This window comes from Pseudomonas sp. PSB11, from assembly GCF_014596605.1.
GTDB classification, from domain to species: domain Bacteria; phylum Pseudomonadota; class Gammaproteobacteria; order Pseudomonadales; family Pseudomonadaceae; genus Aquipseudomonas; species Aquipseudomonas umsongensis.
Genome location: NZ_NOIO01000012.1, coordinates 1 through 16636, shown reverse-complemented (window position 1 = coordinate 16636; position 16636 = coordinate 1). Strand labels below are relative to the sequence as shown.

Sequence of the window (16636 nt, the reverse complement as noted above, 5' to 3'; positions counted from 1 at the left end):
AGTTTTTTGGGTAATTGATCGTTCCCACGCTCTGCGTGGGAACGCAGCCAGGGACGCTCCGCGTCCCAACGATCAATAAAAAACCCGCTTTCGCGGGTTTTTTTTGTTACGCCAACTGAGGCTGGGCGCTCAGCGGCTGGAGCGGCAACAGCGGTGCATGGGGGTCGGCCTGGACCGACTTGCGCCACGCACCCAACCACCCGGGGTGACCTTCGCTCCACACCTGCTCATGCAAGCGAGCCAATGCCACCGGGTCGCTCAGCAGCTGTACCCGCTCATTGTTGGTCAGGCCTTCAGGCCCGACTTTCATCGCGTGCCGCACCCGCTCGACCCGCAGCCATTCGATCGGCTCGGCCTCACGGTGCCGCGAGGTCGCCAGCGCACACGCCAGGGCGTTCTGCTGTGGATCGACCACCGCGCGGATGAAGCCTTCCTTGAGCGCGTGATAACGGTTTTCATGAGTGTACTGGTCAGTCGCCAGCAACGCCTGCGGTGGATTGTATTCCTCCGGAATCAGGAACAGGCTCTCGTCACGGGACTTGAGACCCAGGCCGACGCGGCTTGAAATCACCGACACCGGGATCGACAACATCAGCGAACCGACGATCGGCACCAACCACCACAGGAAGCTTGGGTTCAGCCAGATCACCAGCAGTGCCCAGAAGAAACCCAGCAAGGTCTGCGGACCGTGGCGCTTGACCGCTTCGCTCCAGGGTGTGGAGTCGTCGTCACGCTGCGGCGAATTCCAGGTCGCGGCCCAGCCGAGGAATGCGGCGAGCACGAAACGGGTGTGGAAAATCATCCGCACCGGCGCCAGCAGCATGGAGAACAACATCTCCAGCAGCATCGACAGCGTGACCTTGAACTTGCCACCGAACTCTTTCGCGCCCTTGGCCCAGATCAGGATGATGCTCAATAGCTTCGGCAGGAACAGCAGCACGATGGTGGTCGAGAATAGCGCAATCGCCTTGTCCGGATGCCATTGTGGCCACAGCGGATAGAGCTGGCGCGGTTCGAGGAAGTATTGCGGCTCCATCAACGTATTGACCGCCAGCAGCGCCGTCGACAACACCAGGAAGAAGAACCACAGTGGCGCCGACAAGTAAGACATCACGCCGGTCAGGAACACGGCGCGGTGCACCGGGTGCATGCCCTTGACCAGGAACAGGCGGAAGTTCATCAGGTTACCGTGGCACCAGCGACGGTCACGCTTGAGTTCGTCCAGCAGGTTCGGCGGCAATTCTTCATAGCTGCCCGGCAAGTCATAGGCAATCCACACGCCCCAACCCGCACGGCGCATCAGCGCGGCTTCGACGAAGTCGTGGGACAGGATCGCACCGGCAAATGCACCTTTGCCCGGCAACGGCGCCAGGGCGCAGTGCTCGATGAACGGCTTCATGCGGATGATCGCGTTGTGGCCCCAGTAGTGGGATTCGCCCAACTGCCAGAAGTGCAGGCCAGCGGTGAACAGTGGACCGTACACACGGGTAGCGAACTGCTGCATGCGCGCATACAGGGTGTCCATGCCCGACGCACGTGGCGCGGTCTGGATGATCCCGGCGTCCGGCGTGGCTTCCATCAGGCGTACCAGACTGGTCAGGCACTCGCCGCTCATCACGGAGTCAGCATCGAGCACGACCATGTACTTGTAGTCACCCCCCCAGCGACGGCAGAAGTCATCGAGGTTGCCGCTTTTACGTTTCACACGACGACGGCGGCGACGATAGAAGATCTTGCCGAAGCCACCGGCTTCGCGGCAGACGTCCAGCCAGGCTTGCTGTTCGGCGACGCATATATCGGCGTCGTTACTGTCACTGAGCACGAAGAAATCAAAGCGATCCAGGTCACCTGTGGCGGCGACCGACTCGAACGTTGCACGCAGGCCGGCGAATACCCGAGGCACGTCTTCGTTACAGATCGGCATCACCAGTGCGGTGCGCGCATCCTTCGGAATCGGCTCGTTGCCAGCGCTTTTGCCGGAGATACGGTATTTATCGTGACCAGTGAGCAGCTCGAGAAAGCCCATCAGCGCGGTCCAGAAACCGGCCGAGACCCAGCAGAACAAAATCCCGAACAAGATCAGGATGCTGGTCTGCAATGCATACGGCAGCACTTGCGTGGCGGTTTGCAACAGCGGTTGGTGCAGGACTTCATCAAGGTCGACGAACGACCAGCCCTGGTACGGCATGATGCCTTTCATGTACCAGCCGGCGACGATGGTTTGTCCGAGCATCAGGACCAACAGAATGTAGCGACGGATCGAACCGACCGTGCGCCAGCGCGCCGCCGGCAGCACATTCTCGTCTTTAGGCGGTTTCGGCGGGTTGGTGCGACCGGTTAGACGTCGCCAGCCGCGCACCAGGATATTGGTACGCCATGGCTCTGGCACGACCTTGGTCCGACGAATCGGCGGGGTCGCCTTCAGGCAGACGCGCCCGCTGGCGTCGAGCGCCAGCATTTCAGCGTCCTGCAACTCTTCAGCGGTGCTCAGGGTCAGGCGCTTGCCAACCGATGCCTGGGCGGCCTCGGTCGGGGCATCAAATGTCGAAGACGACAAACGCTCGTGCAATTCGCTGAAGGACTTGCAGCCCGCGAGTTCCGCGCGCTGCTGGTCGGTCATCGGCAGATGTGCCAGATACTCGGATAGAGTCTCTGGCTGTACTTGAGAATTACTCATCGGCAGGCAACTGGTAGCTCCAGGTCTCGGTCAGGACTTCTTCAGTCGATGCCGATTCCGGTGTGGCTGGGACCGCGTCGGCAGCAGCAGGCTGCTTGGCGTCATTGTTGTTCGCCTTGTCCTTGGCATCTGCGACTGGCTTGGCTTCGGCCTGCTTGGCCTCGGCGGCCTTCGCTTCCTTGTCTGCTTTCTCCGCTTGCTTGGCGGCAACTTTGTCGGCCTTGGCAACGGAAGAAGTGGATGCTGGAATCGAAGTCTTGGCCAGATCGGCAGGCACGATGTTCTGCACCAGTGCAGCACGCATCTCGGTGGACTTGCCCGGGTCCTTGATCTTCATCCGAAGAGTCAGGCGCCAGCCCTTGGTTTCAGGGTTGTAGCGCACGCTGTTCTCGACCAGTTCGGCGTTTTCGCCGACGCTGACCTGGCTGCGCACATCCGTATCCGGGGCCAAAGCCGCCAGGGACGGACCTTCGAAGTCCACCAGATAGGCAACGCTGCCGTCCGGCTGACGAATCAGGTTGGACTGCTTGACGTCACCGGTGGATTTGAGGGTCTGACTGACCCAGGCACTGTCCGGTGCGTGCAGCGCCGCTTCGTCCATGGTCCAGTGCATGCGATAAGCGAAGTCCAGCGGCTGGCCTGGCTCCGGCATCTTTTCCGGGCTCCAGAACGCCACGATATTGTCGTTGGTTTCGTCGGCGGTCGGAATCTCGACCAGATCGACGGTGCCCTTGCCCCAATCGCCCTTCGGTTCGATCCAGGCGCTTGGTCGCTTATCGTAGCGGTCGTCGAGGTCTTCGTAGTGGCTGAAATCACGACCACGTTGCAGCAAGCCGAAGCCACGTGGGTTCTCGACGGAGAAGTTGCTCACCGCCAGGTGTTTCGGGTTGTTCAGCGGACGCCAGATCCACTCGCCGTTGCCGGCATGGATCGACAGACCGCTGGAATCGTGCAGCTCACGACGGTAGTTGAGGACTTTCGATGGCTGGTTGGCACCGAACAGGAACATGCTGGTCAATGGCGCGATGCCCAGTTTGCCGACTTTGTCGCGCAGGAACATCTGCGCCTTGACGTCGACAATGGTGTCGCTGCCCGGACGCAGGGTCAGGCGGTAGGCGCCGGTCGCCCGTGGCGAATCCAGCAGGGCGAAGATCACCAGGTGCTTGTCGCCCGGTTTCGGCTGTTGAATCCAGAACTCGCGAAAACGCGGGAACTCTTCGCCGGACGGCAGTGCGGTATCGATCGCCATGCCGCGAGCGGACAAGCCGTAGACGTGCCCCTTGCCGACCACGCGGAAGTAGCTCGCGCCCAGCATGGTCATGATTTCGTCCTGCTTGTCAGCCTTGTTGACCGGGTACAGGACGCGGAAACCGGCGTAGCCCAGCTGCTCGGTGGCCTTAGGATCGAACTTGACGTCGCCGAAATCGAAACGACTCGGGTCGTACTTGATCTCTTCGACGGTGTTCGCCGTGATTTCGTTGATTTTCACCGGCGTATCGAAATGCATGCCCTGGTGATAGAACGACAGCTTGAACGGTGTCTTCTGATCGGCCCATTCGGCTTTTTCAGTCAGGAAGCGAATTTTCTGATAATCGGCGAATTTCATCTCGCGAAATTCGTTCGGCAGGTTACTGCGCGGAGCTTCGTACTTTTGCCCGGCCAGCTCTTTTGCCTTGACCGATACATCATCCAGACTGAATGCCCAAAGCTGGCCGGCGCTGAGCAGGCACAGCAGTGCCGAGCCCGCTACCAATGCGCTACGAAACCGTTTGGCAGTCAATTTTGGTGCGTTACAGGGACTAACAATCACGAGCAACCCTCGCCGAAAACAGATCAAAAAACCAACGGCCAGTTAAAGGGCCAGCAGGTATCCGGCACGAAAAAGCCGACCCTGCAGACCACTCTTGCCAAGTTGGCGAGCATTGTTCCGACTCCGCTGGGGCAAAATGATTCCCCAATCGGATCCGGACAAGTCTCTACCTAAGTCAAAATGGACCAACGAACGCTGATCCCCGTAGCGCGCGATTATCTAGTAGGCCGCGTTACAACGCATCAGGGGTAACAAAGTATTTATTGGGATAAACGCCTGTTTTCGACCGAAAAGCGCTTAAAAAGATGTTTCAAGCGCTTTCAGGTCTGTAACAGGAAGGTAACCGGGCCATCATTGACCAGGTGCACCTGCATATCCGCGCCGAATCTACCTGATGCCACAGTGCCATGCACCTGTTTCGCTTTGCTTAATAGATAGCCGAAAAGCTCCTCGCCCAAGGCCGGGGGGGCCGCGGTCGAGAAGCTCGGTCGCAGCCCGCTCTTGGTGTCGGCGGCCAGGGTGAACTGCGAGACCAGCAACAACCCGCCACCCACATCCGCCAAGGACAGGTTCATCTTGCCCTCAGCGTCGCTGAACACACGATAGTTAAGCAGCTTATTGAGAAGTTTGTCGGCGCTGGTCCGCGTGTCGTCCGGCTCGACGGCTACCAGCACCAGCAAGCCCTGGTCGACCGCGCCAACCACTTCCCCCGCGACCTCGACTCGCGCGCCGCGCACGCGTTGCAGCAGGCCCTTCATGCTTCTTCAGGCGACAGGTCGAGCAAGCGCCGGGCCATTCGATCGGCAGCGCGCACCAATGCATCGGTAATCCCCGGTTCGGCGGCGGCATGGCCCGCATCCCGGATGATCTGCAATTCGCTGTTGGGCCAGGCCTGGTGCAGTTCCCAGGCGTTATCCAAGGGGCAGATCACGTCATAGCGGCCATGGACGATCACGCCAGGCAAGTGGGCGATCTTGCCCATGTCGCGAATCAGCTGATTGGGTTCCAGGAAAGCATTATTGGTGAAGTAGTGGCATTCGATGCGGGCGATGGACAACGCGCGTTGCGGTTCGGAGAAACGATCGACCACCAGCGGGTTCGGACGCAGCGTCGCGGTCCGGCCTTCCCATGTGGACCAGGCTTTGGCGGCGTGCATCTGGGCGATCTGATCGTTGCCGGTGAGTCGTTTATGGAAGGCGTTGAGCAAATCGCCGCGCTCGTCCATCGGGATCGGCGCAACGTAGTCCTGCCAGTAATCGGGAAACAGACGGCTGGCGCCCGCTTGATAGAACCATTCGATTTCCTGTGGGCGGCACAGGAAAATCCCGCGCAGGATCAAGCCGTGCACGCGCTCCGGATGAGCTTGTGCATAGGCCAGCGCCAGGGTCGACCCCCAGGAGCCGCCGAACAGCACCCACTTGTCGATGCCCAGGTGCTCGCGGATTCGCTCAAGGTCGGCGACCAGGTCCCAGGTGGTGTTGTTTTCGAGGCTGGCATGGGGGGTGGAGCGACCGCAACCGCGTTGGTCGAAGGTGACGATGCGGTACAGGTTTGGATCGAAGTAGCATCGGCTCGCCGCGTCACACCCGGCGCCGGGGCCGCCGTGAATGAACACCACTGGCAAACCTTGCGGTGAACCGCTTTCGTCGACATACAGCGTGTGGGTCTCGTCGACGGCCAGATCGTGCCGGGCGTGGGGTTTGATCTGCGGGTACAAAGTCTGCATTGCGCACTCCGTAAGGGGTCGAGGTCATCCCTGGGGGGACTTCTATTATTCTGCCGTTGGGCATCATAAACCCGATTTACGTCAATGAGCATGCACTTGCTGGATTGTAAATTGGCCGCCGGAAAACCTGTGGGAGCGAGCCTGCTCGCGAAGAGGGCGTGTCAGGCGCTATCCATGTTGACTGACCCACCGCATTCGCGAGCAGGCTCGCTCCCACAAGGTTACGCGTTGTAATGCTTTTCGCCCCAGGCCAGCAGGCCTTGCAGCAATTCCTTCAAAACCACGCGGGTCGGCTCTGCCAGGTCTGGTCGATAACGGAACGGCTCGAACTCTTCCATATAGGTGCACTGGCCCAGCTCCAGTTGCACGGCATGAATGTTTTGCGCCGGATTGCCGTAGTGACGGGTGATGTGTCCGCCCTTGAAGCGCCCATTCAGCACATGGCTGTAGTCCGGATGCCCCGCGCAGATCGCTTCCAGTTGAGTTGCAAGCTGTGGATCGCAACTGGCGCCGTTAAAGGTGCCGAGGTTGAAATCCGGCAGTTTGCCGTCGAACAGGTGCGGGATGATCGAGCGGATCGAGTGGGCATCGAACAACAGCGCGTAGCCGAACTCGGCTTTCAATCGCGCCAGCTCGTTGTGCAAGGTGCTGTGGTATGGCGTCCAGATCTGCTCCAGATAGGTCGCGCGCTCTTCTTTCGAAGGCTCCATTCCCTCATGGAACAACGCAATACCGTCGAACAGTGTCGCCGGGTACAGACCGGTGGTGGCGCCGACATACAAAGGCTTGTCGTCGGATGGCCGGTTCAGGTCGATGACAAACCGCGAGTATTCGGCGGCCAGGGTACTGGCACCCAGTTCGGCGGCGAAATCGTACAGCTGCGGGATGTGCCAATCGGTGTCCGGCAGGCTTTTCGCGGCGGGGATCAACCCGGCTTCGACCGCGGGGGTCAGGCGCACACCGGCGTGGGGCATGCTGATCAGCAGCGGCACGCGGCCTTGTTTGAAGTTCAGAACCTTATCCACAACTGCTCTCCTACAGACTTGTTTCGACGCCGTGACGCACGACGCGTTTTTCCAGGTCGCCGCCCAGCCAGTAGCACAGGTCGGCCGGACGATCGATTTGCCAGGCAACAAAATCGGCTACCTTGCCCGCCTCCAGCGAACCGTGGGTAGCGGCCATGCCCAATGCCGTCGCGGCATGAATCGTCGCGCCCGCCAGGGCCTCTTCCGGGGTCATGCGGAAACAGGTGCAGGCCATGTTCAACATCAGCCGCAACGACAGCGCCGGAGAGGTGCCGGGGTTGAGGTCGCTGGCGATGGCGATTTTCACCCCGTGTTTGCGCAAGGCCTCCATCGGTGGCAATTGGGTCTCGCGCAGGAAATAGAAAGCGCCGGGCAGTAACACGGCCACTGTGCCGGACTTGGCCATGGCGATGGCGTCGTCTTCTGTCATGAATTCCAGGTGGTCGGCCGACAGTGCGTGGTAACGCGCCGCGAGGCTCGATCCATGCAGGGACGAGAGCTGCTCGGCGTGCAGCTTCACCGGCAAGCCCAGTTCCCGAGCAGTGACGAATACGCGCTCAACCTGGGCAGGGGAAAACGCCAGGTATTCGCAAAAGGCGTCCACCGCGTCCACCAGCCCTTCGGCGGCCAGGGCCGGGAGCATTTCGCTGCAGATGTGATCGATGTAGTCGTCGGCGCGATCGGTGTACTCCGGCGGCAAGGCGTGAGCCGCCAGGCAGGTGCTGCGTACGCTGACCGGCAGTTCGGCACCGAGGCGACGGGCGACCCGCAGCATCTTGCGTTCGTTGGCCAGGTCCAGGCCGTACCCGGATTTGATTTCGATGCTGGTGACACCGTCGCGCATCAGGCTTTTCAGGCGCTTGGCGGCGCTGGCGAACAGTTCATCTTCACTGGCTGCGCGAGTGGCACGCACGGTGCTGGCGATACCCCCGCCGCTTGCGGCGATTTGCGCGTAGCTGACGCCTTGCAGACGCTGCTCGAATTCACCGCTGCGGTTGCCGCCGAACACCGTGTGGGTGTGGCAGTCGATCAGGCCCGGCGTGACCCAGGCCCCATTCAAATCATTGACCACCGGGTACTCGCCGGACGGCAGTTCGCTGCGCGGGCCGACCCATTCGATGAGTGCACCGGACGTCACGATGGCCGCATCCTCGATGATCGAGTACACGCCCTGGGCCATGGTTGCGACGTGGCAGTGTTGCCAGAGGGTTTTCATTCGGTTCCTCCGATGGTTGATCGCTCCACGCTCTGCGTGGGAATGCCTCAATGGACGCTCTTGGGACGCGGAGCGTCCCGGGCTGCATTCCACGCGGAGCGTGGGAACGATCGGTTGGGGGCGGGTTAGAGGCTAGGCAGCAACTTCGCCGCGACCAATTCATTCAAGCAACGCGAAGCCAATAACTCAGTCGCCGCATTGATGTCCGGCGCAAAGAAGCGGTCCTTCTCATAGAACGGCACTTCCTTACGCAGGATGGCCCGAGCCTTTTCCAGCTTCGGCGACGTCTTCAGGCCATTGCGCAGGTCCAGGCCCTGAGCGGCGGCCAGCCATTCCACAGCCAGAATGCCACGGGTGTTCTCGGCCATTTCCCACAAACGCTTGCCTGCGGCCGGAGCCATGGACACGTGGTCCTCCTGGTTGGCGGAAGTCGGCAGGCTGTCCACCGAGTGCGGATGGGACAGCGCCTTGTTCTCGCTGGCCAGCGCCGCTGCGGTCACCTGGGCGATCATGAAGCCGGAATTGACGCCGCCATTGGCCACCAGGAACGGCGGCAGTTGCGACATGTGCTTGTCCATCATCAACGAAATGCGCCGCTCGCTCAGGGAGCCGATTTCAGCGATGGCCAAGGCCATGTTGTCAGCGGCCATGGCCACCGGTTCGGCGTGGAAGTTGCCGCCGGAAATCACGTCACCTTCGGCGGCAAACACCAGCGGGTTGTCGGATACGGCGTTGGCTTCGATCGCCAGCACTTCGGCAGCCTGGCGGAACTGGGTCAGGCAGGCGCCCATGACTTGCGGCTGGCAGCGCAGGGAGTACGGGTCCTGGACCTTTTCGCAGTTCTGGTGAGAATCAGAGACTTCACTGCGCTCGCCCAGCAGGTCGCGGTAGGCGGCAGCGGCATCGATCTGGCCTTTCTGGCCACGGGCGGCGTGAATGCGTGCGTCGAATGGCGAGCGCGAACCCAGGACCGCTTCAACGGTCAGGCCGCCCAGAGCCAGGGCTCCGGCGAACAAGTCCTCACCCTCAAACAGACCGCGCAAGGCGAATGCCGTGGATACTTGCGTGCCATTGAGCAACGCCAGGCCTTCTTTCGCAGCCAGGGTCAGCGGAGTCAGGCCTGCGACTTTCAGCGCTTCCCTCGCTTCCATCCACTCGCCTTTGTAGCGTGCCTTGCCTTCGCCCAGCAGTACCAGCGACATGTGCGCCAACGGGGCCAGGTCGCCGGACGCACCGACCGAACCTTTCAGCGGAATGTGCGGGTAGACCTCAGCGTTGATCAAGGCGATCAATGCGTCGATCACTACACGACGAATGCCGGAGAAACCACGGCTCAGGCTGTTGACCTTGAGCACCATGACCAGACGCACCAGCGCGTCGCTAATCGGCTCGCCAACACCAGCCGCGTGGGACAGCACCAGCGAGCGCTGCAGGTTTTCCAGGTCTTCGCTGGCAATGCGGGTCGAGGCCAGCAGGCCGAAACCGGTGTTGATACCGTAAGCGGTGCGGTTTTCGGCGAGGATCTGCTCCACGCAGGCGACGCTGGCTTCGATCTGGGCCGCGGCGCTGTGGTCGAGGGTGATTTTGACCGGTTGCTGATAAACATCACGCAATTGGGCAAGGCTCAGTTGGCCAGGAATCAAGTTAAGCGCAGTCATTTCATGCTCCTTTTGAGAGTTTGTTATTAACTACCAGACGCTCCGGATTGATCCGTTGTCCGTCGCTTCCCTCTTTTTGAAAGGGCTGGCGCCTTGGCACGCTGGTTTGGTATGGAAATCAGTTCAGATTCGGTAAAGCCTTTTGCAACAAAGCCGGGTCTTTCAAAACGCCGGCAGCGGCGGCGATGTCCGGCGCCAGCCAGCGGTCCTGATCGTAGGCCGGCACGCGTTCGCGCAGCAGGCGCCACGCGGCATCGGTGCCAGCACCAAAACGCTGTTCTTTCAGGAACTCGAAAGCCTGGGCCGCCAGCAAGTACTCGATGGCGAGAATCTGCGTGCAGTTTTCCAACGCGCGGTGCAGCTTCAATGCGGCGTTGGTGCCCATGCTCAGGTGGTCTTCCTGCAAGCCGGAGGTGACGTAGTTGTCGAGCACCGCCGGTTGCGCCAGTTGGCGATTTTCCGCACACAGCGACGCGGCGACGTACTGCACGATCATCATCCCGGAGTTCACCCCCGGGTTGGCCACCAGGAACGCCGGCAAGCCGCTGACGTGCGGGTTGATCAAACGGTCCAGGCGCCGCTCGGCGATGGAGCCGATTTCGGCCATGGCAATCGCCAGCAGGTCCGCCGCCATTGCCACGGACTGGCCGTGGGGATTGGCCTGGGACATGACGCGGAAGTTGTCCGGTGTACCCAGCAACAACGGGTTATCCGTGCAGCCGTTGAGTTCGGTTTCGATTTGCTTGATCGCGTGCTCAAGCTGATCGCGAGCGGCGCCGTGCACTTGCGGAATCGAGCGGATACTCAATGCATCCTGCGTACGAATGCCTTTGCTTTGGGCAATCACTTCACTGCCATCGAGCAGCGCCCGCAAATTGATCCCGACCTGTTGCATGCCCGGATGCGGCTTGAGGGCGATGATCTCGGCATCGAACGCTGCAATCTGGCCACGCTGGGCCTCGAAGCTCATGGCGCTGATCACATCGGCCCATTGCAGCAGTCGCGTGGCGTCGGCAATGGCCAGGCAACTGAGGCCGCTCATGCACGGCGTACCGTTGACCAAGCACAGCCCGTCCTTGGCGCCGAGTTGAACCGGTTGCAAGCCCTCTTCGGCCAACGCTTGTTGCGCCGACACGACTTGCCCGCGATAGCTGACGTTGCCGACACCCAGCAGGGCGATGCTGATGTGGGCCATGTGGGTCAGGTAGCCGACCGAACCCTGAGACGGCACTTGCGGAGTGATGCCGCGATTGAGCAACGCCAGCAAGGCTTCGACCACTCGGCGATGAATGCCGGATTTGCCGTGGGAATAGTTACGGATCGCCGCGCACATGATCGCGCGAGTCTGTTCGTCGGCCAGTGGAGCACCCACGCCACAGGCGTGACTGAGCAAGGTATTGCGCGACAGTTGGCTGAGTTGTTCGTCTTTGAGCGAAACGTTGCACAAAGCGCCCAGCCCGGTATTCACGCCATAGGCGCGTTCGCCGCTGGAGACGATGCGCTGGACGATCGCCTGGGCATTTTCGATGCGAGCCCAGGCCTGCTCCGACAGCTCAAGCTGTGCGCCATGGCGGGCTACGGCAACCACATCCTGCCAACGCAACGGGGCATCGGCGATAACGATTTTTTCAGCCTGGGACATCATTAACCTCATACAAACTCTTTTGACTAATGAAACTCTGTGGCGAGGGGATTTATCCCCGTTGGGCAGCGAAGCGGCCCCAAAACATGCCACCAGAGTTTCTCAGGCATACCGCGTCTAATGGCTTTACGACTGCTACGCAGCCGAACGGGGATAAATCCCCTCGCCACAAAAGCGGTGCTGTTTACACCACCGCCGCCCGTCGCTGCACGAACCGGTCGACATACTCATCCGCTGGCGAATGCAGGATCTCTCGCGGCGTGCCGACCTGGATCAGGCGGCCGTCCTTGAGGATCGCGATGCGGTTGCCGATGCGCACGGCTTCATCGAGGTCGTGGGTGATGAAGACGATGGTCTTGTGCAGGGTCTTTTGCAGTTCCAGCAACTGGTCCTGCATCTCGGCGCGGATCAGCGGGTCGAGGGCACTGAAGGCTTCGTCCATCAGGATGATATCGGTGTCCGCCGCCAAAGCACGGGCCAAACCCACACGTTGACGCATGCCGCCAGAGAGCTGGTGCGGGTATTTGTTTTCGTAGCCCTTGAGGCCCACGGTGTTGATCCAGTGCAGCGCGCGCTCGGCGCACATCTGCTTGCTCTCGCCACGGATCTTCAAGCCATAGGCGACGTTGTCCAGTACGGTCTTGTGCGGCAGCAGGCCGAAACTCTGGAACACCATGCTGATCTTGCGCCGGCGAAATTCGCGCAGGGCTTCCATGTCGTATTGCAGGATGTCCACACCATCCACCAGGATTGCGCCGCTGGTCGGGTCGATCAGGCGATTGAAGTGGCGCACCAAGGTGGATTTGCCGGAACCGGACAGGCCCATGATCACGAAAATCTCGCCGCTGCCGATGCTCAGGGACAAATCGTTTACCCCGACCACGCAGCCGGTTTCGGCCAGCACCTGATCCTTGGTCTTACCCTGGCCAACCATCGCCAAGGCATCCTTGGCACGGTTGCCGAAAATCTTGAAGACATTCTTGACTTCAATCTTGCTCACGGTTGCGTTGTTCATTTGCTCACCTCATGCCGTGCGCGACCGTACGCTTGTGTAATGCGGTCGATCACCACTGCCAGAATCACGATCGCCAGACCGGCTTCCAGGCCGCGTCCGACGTTGAGGGTCTGAATCCCCACCAACACGTCTTCGCCCAAGCCACGGGCACCGATCATCGAGGCGATCACCACCATCGACAGGGCCATCATGGTGGTCTGGTTGATCCCGGCCATGATGCTCGGCAGGGCCAGCGGCAGTTGCACGCCGAACAGTTGCTGCCAACGGTTGGCACCGAAGGCGTTGATGGCTTCCATCACCTCGCCGTCAACCTGGCGAATGCCCAGGTCGGTCAAACGGATCAGCGGTGGCGCGGCGTAGATCACGGTCGCGAAAATCGCCGGAACCTTGCCCAGGCCGAACAGCATCAGCACCGGGATCAGGTACACGAAGCTCGGCATGGTCTGCATGATGTCCAGCAACGGCATCAGCACCGAACGCAGGCGATTGCTGCGCGCCGAGAGGATGCCCAACGGGATGCCGATCAGCACCGAAATAACCGTGGCCACCATCATCAGTGCCAGGGTCTGCATCAGCTTGTCCCAGAGGCCAACCGCGCCCACCAGGAACAGCAAGCCGACGATCACGCCGGTGGTCACGACTTTGCGAGTGGCATGCCAGGCAACGCCCGCCACGATTGCCAGCATCAGCCACCAGGGCGCCGCACGCAGCAGCCCTTCAAGATTGACGATGGCCCACAACAGGGTGTCGGAGATGCTGCGGAACACATCGCCGTAGTTGGTGACCAGCGAATCGACCCAACCGTTGACCCAGTCGGCGATGGAAAAGGTAAAGCTTTCGGGAAACATAAGAGACTCTCAATCAAGGGGTTGCGATCAAGCATCCGACAGCCGTTACCGACTGCCGGAGAAGCCCAACCTACAAGGCCGCGTCGATTTTCTTGGCTGCGTCTTCACTTACCCAGGCGTGCCAGACTTCAGGATGTTCCTTCAAGAAGATCTTGGCCAGTTTTGGCGACTCGATCCGCTCTTTGGTCATGCGGCCCAGGTTCTGGTTCAGCAGGTCGATCGGAATGTTGACCTTGTCCAGCACGGCCACCAGTTCCGGCGCTTCGTCGTGGAAAGTCTTGGACAAGCCGACCTTGATGGTCACGGTCTTGTTCACACCGGGTTTCTCTTCGAGCTTCACTACGTCGACCTGGCCCATCAATGGCGTCGGCGACCAGTAGTAGAACAGGATCGGCTCGCCGCGCTTGTAGCTCGACAGTACGGCGGCATCCAGCGCCGGGCCGGTGCCTGGGCGGAAGTTGGTGTAGGTGCTTTCCAGGCCGTAGCTCTTGAGCATTTCGCTGTTGTCCAGCTCACAGGTCCAGCCGGCCGGGCAGTTGTAGAAACGCCCTTTGGATGGCTCTTCAGCGTCCTTGAACACGGCGGAGTATTTGCCCAGGTCAGCGATGTTTTTCAGGTCCGGAGCCTTGGCTTCCAGCTTGCGCTTGGCATCCCCTTCGATTACGTAGCGCGGCACGTACCAGCCTTCGATCGCGCCGACGACCGGAGCGCCGACCCCGACGACCTTGCCGGCCTTCTCGGCCTTGTTCCAGACCTCGCTGCGGCCGACCCACTCTTCGGCGAACACCTGGATATCGTTGCTGCTCAGGGCGTTTTCCATGGTGATGGAGTTGCCCGGCAGGCTGTCGGTCTTGCAGTCGTAGCCTTTTTCCAACACGACTTGCATCACGTCGGTCAGCAACATGGCGCTTTCCCAGTTCAGGCCGGCGAATTTCACCGGTTTGCCCGACTCGCACCAACCCGCCGCCTGAGTGGCGCCGGCACTGGCCAGCAGGCCCATGGAAAGCAATGTGGTCAGCAGGGTCTTGTTCGATTTCATTGTAATGACGCTCCTAATCATGAATTGGCTTACGGCAGTCAAGAGGCATCCAGCCCTGTCCACGTCCAATCAGGCCTGCGCCGCAGCACGACCGGCCCCGCTTGTTATAGGTTCTACAACGCTGTCCTGCTCGACCGGCAGAATCAGGTGATCGGGCACTGAGCCGTGCCATTTTTTCGCACACACGTAGTACAGGGCTGCAGGGATCACCAGACCGATGATCCAGGAGATATCCACCCCTCCAAGGGCATCCACCAGCGGACCGGTATAGAACTTGGTGGCGATGAACGGCAGCTGCACCAGCACACCGAAAACATAGACGCTGATACCAAGGGTGTTCCAACGACCGTAGCGGCCATTCGGATCGGACAGCGCCGGCACGTCATAGCGCTCGCGGGTGATGCAGTAGTAGTCCACCAGGTTGATCGCGCTCCATGGCGTAAAGAACGCCAGCAGGAACAGGATGAAGGACTTGAACGCGCCGAGGAACGAGTGCTGGCCGAGCAAAGCCATCAAGGTCGCAGCCCCGACGATGACTAGCACGAAGGCTAGACGCTGCAAGCGCGTTACCTTCAGGTCACCACGGAAGCCGCTGATGATGGTCGCGATGCACATGAAGCTGCCGTAGGAGTTCAGCGTGGAAATGGTGACCTTGCCAAACGCAATGCTGAAATACAGCAACGCAGCGGTGGCGCCGGTACCGCCCAAACCAACGATGTAGGCGACTTCGTGGCCAGCGAATTGTCCATTGGCCGAAGCAGCAGCAAACACACCGAGAATCATCGCCACTTGTGCGCCAATCACCGAACCTGCGCCTGCGGCGAAAAAGGTTTTCACCGAGGAAGTCTGGCTCGGCAAGTAGCGTGAATAGTCAGCCACGTAGGGGCCGAAAGCGATTTGCCAGGACGCCGCAAGCGACACGGCCAGCAGAAAGCTGCTCCAGCTGAAATGGCGAATTTCCAGCAGTGCGCCAACGTCAACCTGACTCATCAGACGGCTGAACAGGTAAACAAAGGCAATCACACCAATGACACTGGCAACACGGCCGATCCAATGGATCACCCGATAACCGAGCACAGTGACCAGCACGATGACACTGGCGAAGATGAGGATCCCGACGCTGTCGCTGACGCCAAACAACTGCCCCAGCGCCTGGCCGGAAAGCACGGTGCCCGTGGCGGTGAAGCCCAGGTACATAAGGCAGACCAGCACGATCGGGATGGCCGCGCCATAAACTCCGAATTGCACACGGCTGGAGATCATCTGCGGCAGGCCAAGCTTGGGACCTTGCGCGGCATGCAACGCCATTACGCCGCCGCCGAGCACTTGTCCGATCAGCAAACCGATCAACGACCAGAACACATCACCGCCGAGCACCACGGCCAAGGCTCCGGTAACAATCGCGGTGATTTGCAGGTTGGCACCCATCCACAGGGTGAACTGGCTAAACAGACGACCGTGTCTTTCCGCTTCCGGGATGTAGTCGATCGAACGTTTCTCGATCAACGGTTTGTTGCCTGCACGCTCGCTGCTGACAGCCATGGTTCAACCTCTGTGGATTGTTTGTCGATGTCGTTTTTGTTCTATGTAGGAGCTGCCGCAGGCTGCGATCTTTTGATCTTCGGCGTCACTGATGACGCCAAAAGATCGCAGCCTGCGGCAGCTCCTACAGGTTATGCGTCGGGCCACCCATTACAGGCGGCCCGCATTTTTATTTACCGGTAATCATCGGCAGGTTCAGCCCTTGTTCCTTGGCGCAGTCGATCGCGATCTGATAACCGGCATCGGCGTGACGCATGACGCCGGTCGCCGGGTCGTTGTGCAGAACGCGCGCGATACGCTCGGCCGCTTCGTCAGTACCGTCGCAGACAATCACCATGCCCGAGTGCTGGGAGAAGCCCATGCCGACGCCGCCGCCGTGGTGCAGGGACACCCAGGTCGCGCCGCTCGCGGTGTTGAGCAGGGCGTTGAGCAGTGGCC

General features: G+C 60.5%; 12 protein-coding genes and 1 pseudogene. All 13 read right to left on the bottom strand.

The window, feature by feature from the left end:
- Positions 1-106 precede the first annotated feature (106 nt).
- Positions 107-2677: a glucans biosynthesis glucosyltransferase MdoH gene (gene mdoH / locus CGA21_RS15615; protein ID WP_110755243.1), complete on the bottom strand. Its 2571-nt coding sequence runs from the start codon at positions 2675-2677 to the stop codon at positions 107-109.
- On the bottom strand, positions 2670-4487 hold the full coding sequence (locus tag CGA21_RS15610) for a glucan biosynthesis protein G (protein ID WP_110755244.1): 1818 nt from the start codon (positions 4485-4487) through the stop codon (positions 2670-2672). Before CGA21_RS15610 ends, mdoH begins: the two co-directional genes overlap by 8 nt.
- A 320-nt stretch (positions 4488-4807) precedes the next feature.
- Positions 4808-5245, bottom strand: a complete 438-nt coding sequence (dtd, locus tag CGA21_RS15605) for a D-aminoacyl-tRNA deacylase (RefSeq protein ID WP_188264546.1) — start codon at positions 5243-5245, stop codon at positions 4808-4810.
- Entirely contained in the window at positions 5242-6213 is a 972-nt protein-coding gene (pip, locus tag CGA21_RS15600; protein WP_188264545.1) for a prolyl aminopeptidase, read from the bottom strand. The genes dtd and pip overlap by 4 nt, the downstream gene beginning before the upstream one ends.
- Positions 6214-6434: 221 nt before the next feature.
- Positions 6435-7238: an N-formylglutamate deformylase gene (gene hutG, locus CGA21_RS15595; RefSeq protein WP_188264544.1), complete on the bottom strand. Its 804-nt coding sequence runs from the start codon at positions 7236-7238 to the stop codon at positions 6435-6437.
- 10 nt (positions 7239-7248) lie between these two features.
- Positions 7249-8454 carry an imidazolonepropionase gene (gene hutI, locus CGA21_RS15590; protein WP_110755247.1) on the bottom strand — a complete coding sequence of 402 codons (1206 nt, stop codon included), beginning with the start codon at positions 8452-8454 and terminating at the stop codon, positions 7249-7251.
- Positions 8455-8579: 125 nt separating this feature from the next.
- Positions 8580-10112 (bottom strand): histidine ammonia-lyase, encoded by a 1533-nt coding sequence (gene hutH / locus CGA21_RS15585; protein WP_179057042.1) that lies wholly within the window; start codon positions 10110-10112, stop codon positions 8580-8582.
- A gap of 118 nt (positions 10113-10230) precedes the next feature.
- Positions 10231-11754, bottom strand: coding sequence for a histidine ammonia-lyase (gene hutH, locus CGA21_RS15580; protein ID WP_110755249.1), 1524 nt, complete (start codon positions 11752-11754; stop codon positions 10231-10233).
- 184 nt (positions 11755-11938) lie between these two features.
- Positions 11939-12769, bottom strand: coding sequence for a glycine betaine/L-proline ABC transporter ATP-binding protein (locus CGA21_RS15575; RefSeq protein WP_110755250.1), 831 nt, complete (start codon positions 12767-12769; stop codon positions 11939-11941).
- On the bottom strand, positions 12766-13617 hold the full coding sequence (locus tag CGA21_RS15570) for an ABC transporter permease (protein ID WP_110755251.1): 852 nt from the start codon (positions 13615-13617) through the stop codon (positions 12766-12768). Before CGA21_RS15570 ends, CGA21_RS15575 begins: the two co-directional genes overlap by 4 nt.
- Before the next feature lie 70 nt (positions 13618-13687).
- Entirely contained in the window at positions 13688-14656 is a 969-nt protein-coding gene (locus CGA21_RS15565; protein WP_020798508.1) for an ABC transporter substrate-binding protein, read from the bottom strand.
- A 69-nt stretch (positions 14657-14725) separates the two neighbouring features.
- Positions 14726-16198, bottom strand: a complete 1473-nt coding sequence (locus CGA21_RS15560) for a purine-cytosine permease family protein (RefSeq protein ID WP_188264543.1) — start codon at positions 16196-16198, stop codon at positions 14726-14728.
- 169 nt (positions 16199-16367) lie between these two features.
- Positions 16368-16636: pseudogene (locus CGA21_RS15555) on the bottom strand (urocanate hydratase); the annotation flags it as partial.

Bases quoted from the DNA above. Each gene is read 5' to 3' on its own strand.
- mdoH (WP_110755243.1), bottom strand. From the start codon at position 2,677: ATGAGTAATTCTCAAGTACAGCCAGAGACTCTATCCGAGTATCTGGCA.
- dtd (WP_188264546.1), bottom strand. From the start codon at position 5,245: ATGAAGGGCCTGCTGCAACGCGTGCGCGGCGCGCGAGTCGAGGTCGCG.
- pip (WP_188264545.1), bottom strand. From the start codon at position 6,213: ATGCAGACTTTGTACCCGCAGATCAAACCCCACGCCCGGCACGATCTG.
- hutI (WP_110755247.1), bottom strand. From the start codon at position 8,454: ATGAAAACCCTCTGGCAACACTGCCACGTCGCAACCATGGCCCAGGGC.
- hutH (WP_179057042.1), bottom strand. From the start codon at position 10,112: ATGACTGCGCTTAACTTGATTCCTGGCCAACTGAGCCTTGCCCAATTG.
- hutH (WP_110755249.1), bottom strand. From the start codon at position 11,754: ATGTCCCAGGCTGAAAAAATCGTTATCGCCGATGCCCCGTTGCGTTGG.
- CGA21_RS15575 (WP_110755250.1), bottom strand. From the start codon at position 12,769: ATGAACAACGCAACCGTGAGCAAGATTGAAGTCAAGAATGTCTTCAAG.
- CGA21_RS15570 (WP_110755251.1), bottom strand. From the start codon at position 13,617: ATGTTTCCCGAAAGCTTTACCTTTTCCATCGCCGACTGGGTCAACGGT.
- CGA21_RS15565 (WP_020798508.1), bottom strand. From the start codon at position 14,656: ATGAAATCGAACAAGACCCTGCTGACCACATTGCTTTCCATGGGCCTG.
- CGA21_RS15560 (WP_188264543.1), bottom strand. From the start codon at position 16,198: ATGGCTGTCAGCAGCGAGCGTGCAGGCAACAAACCGTTGATCGAGAAA.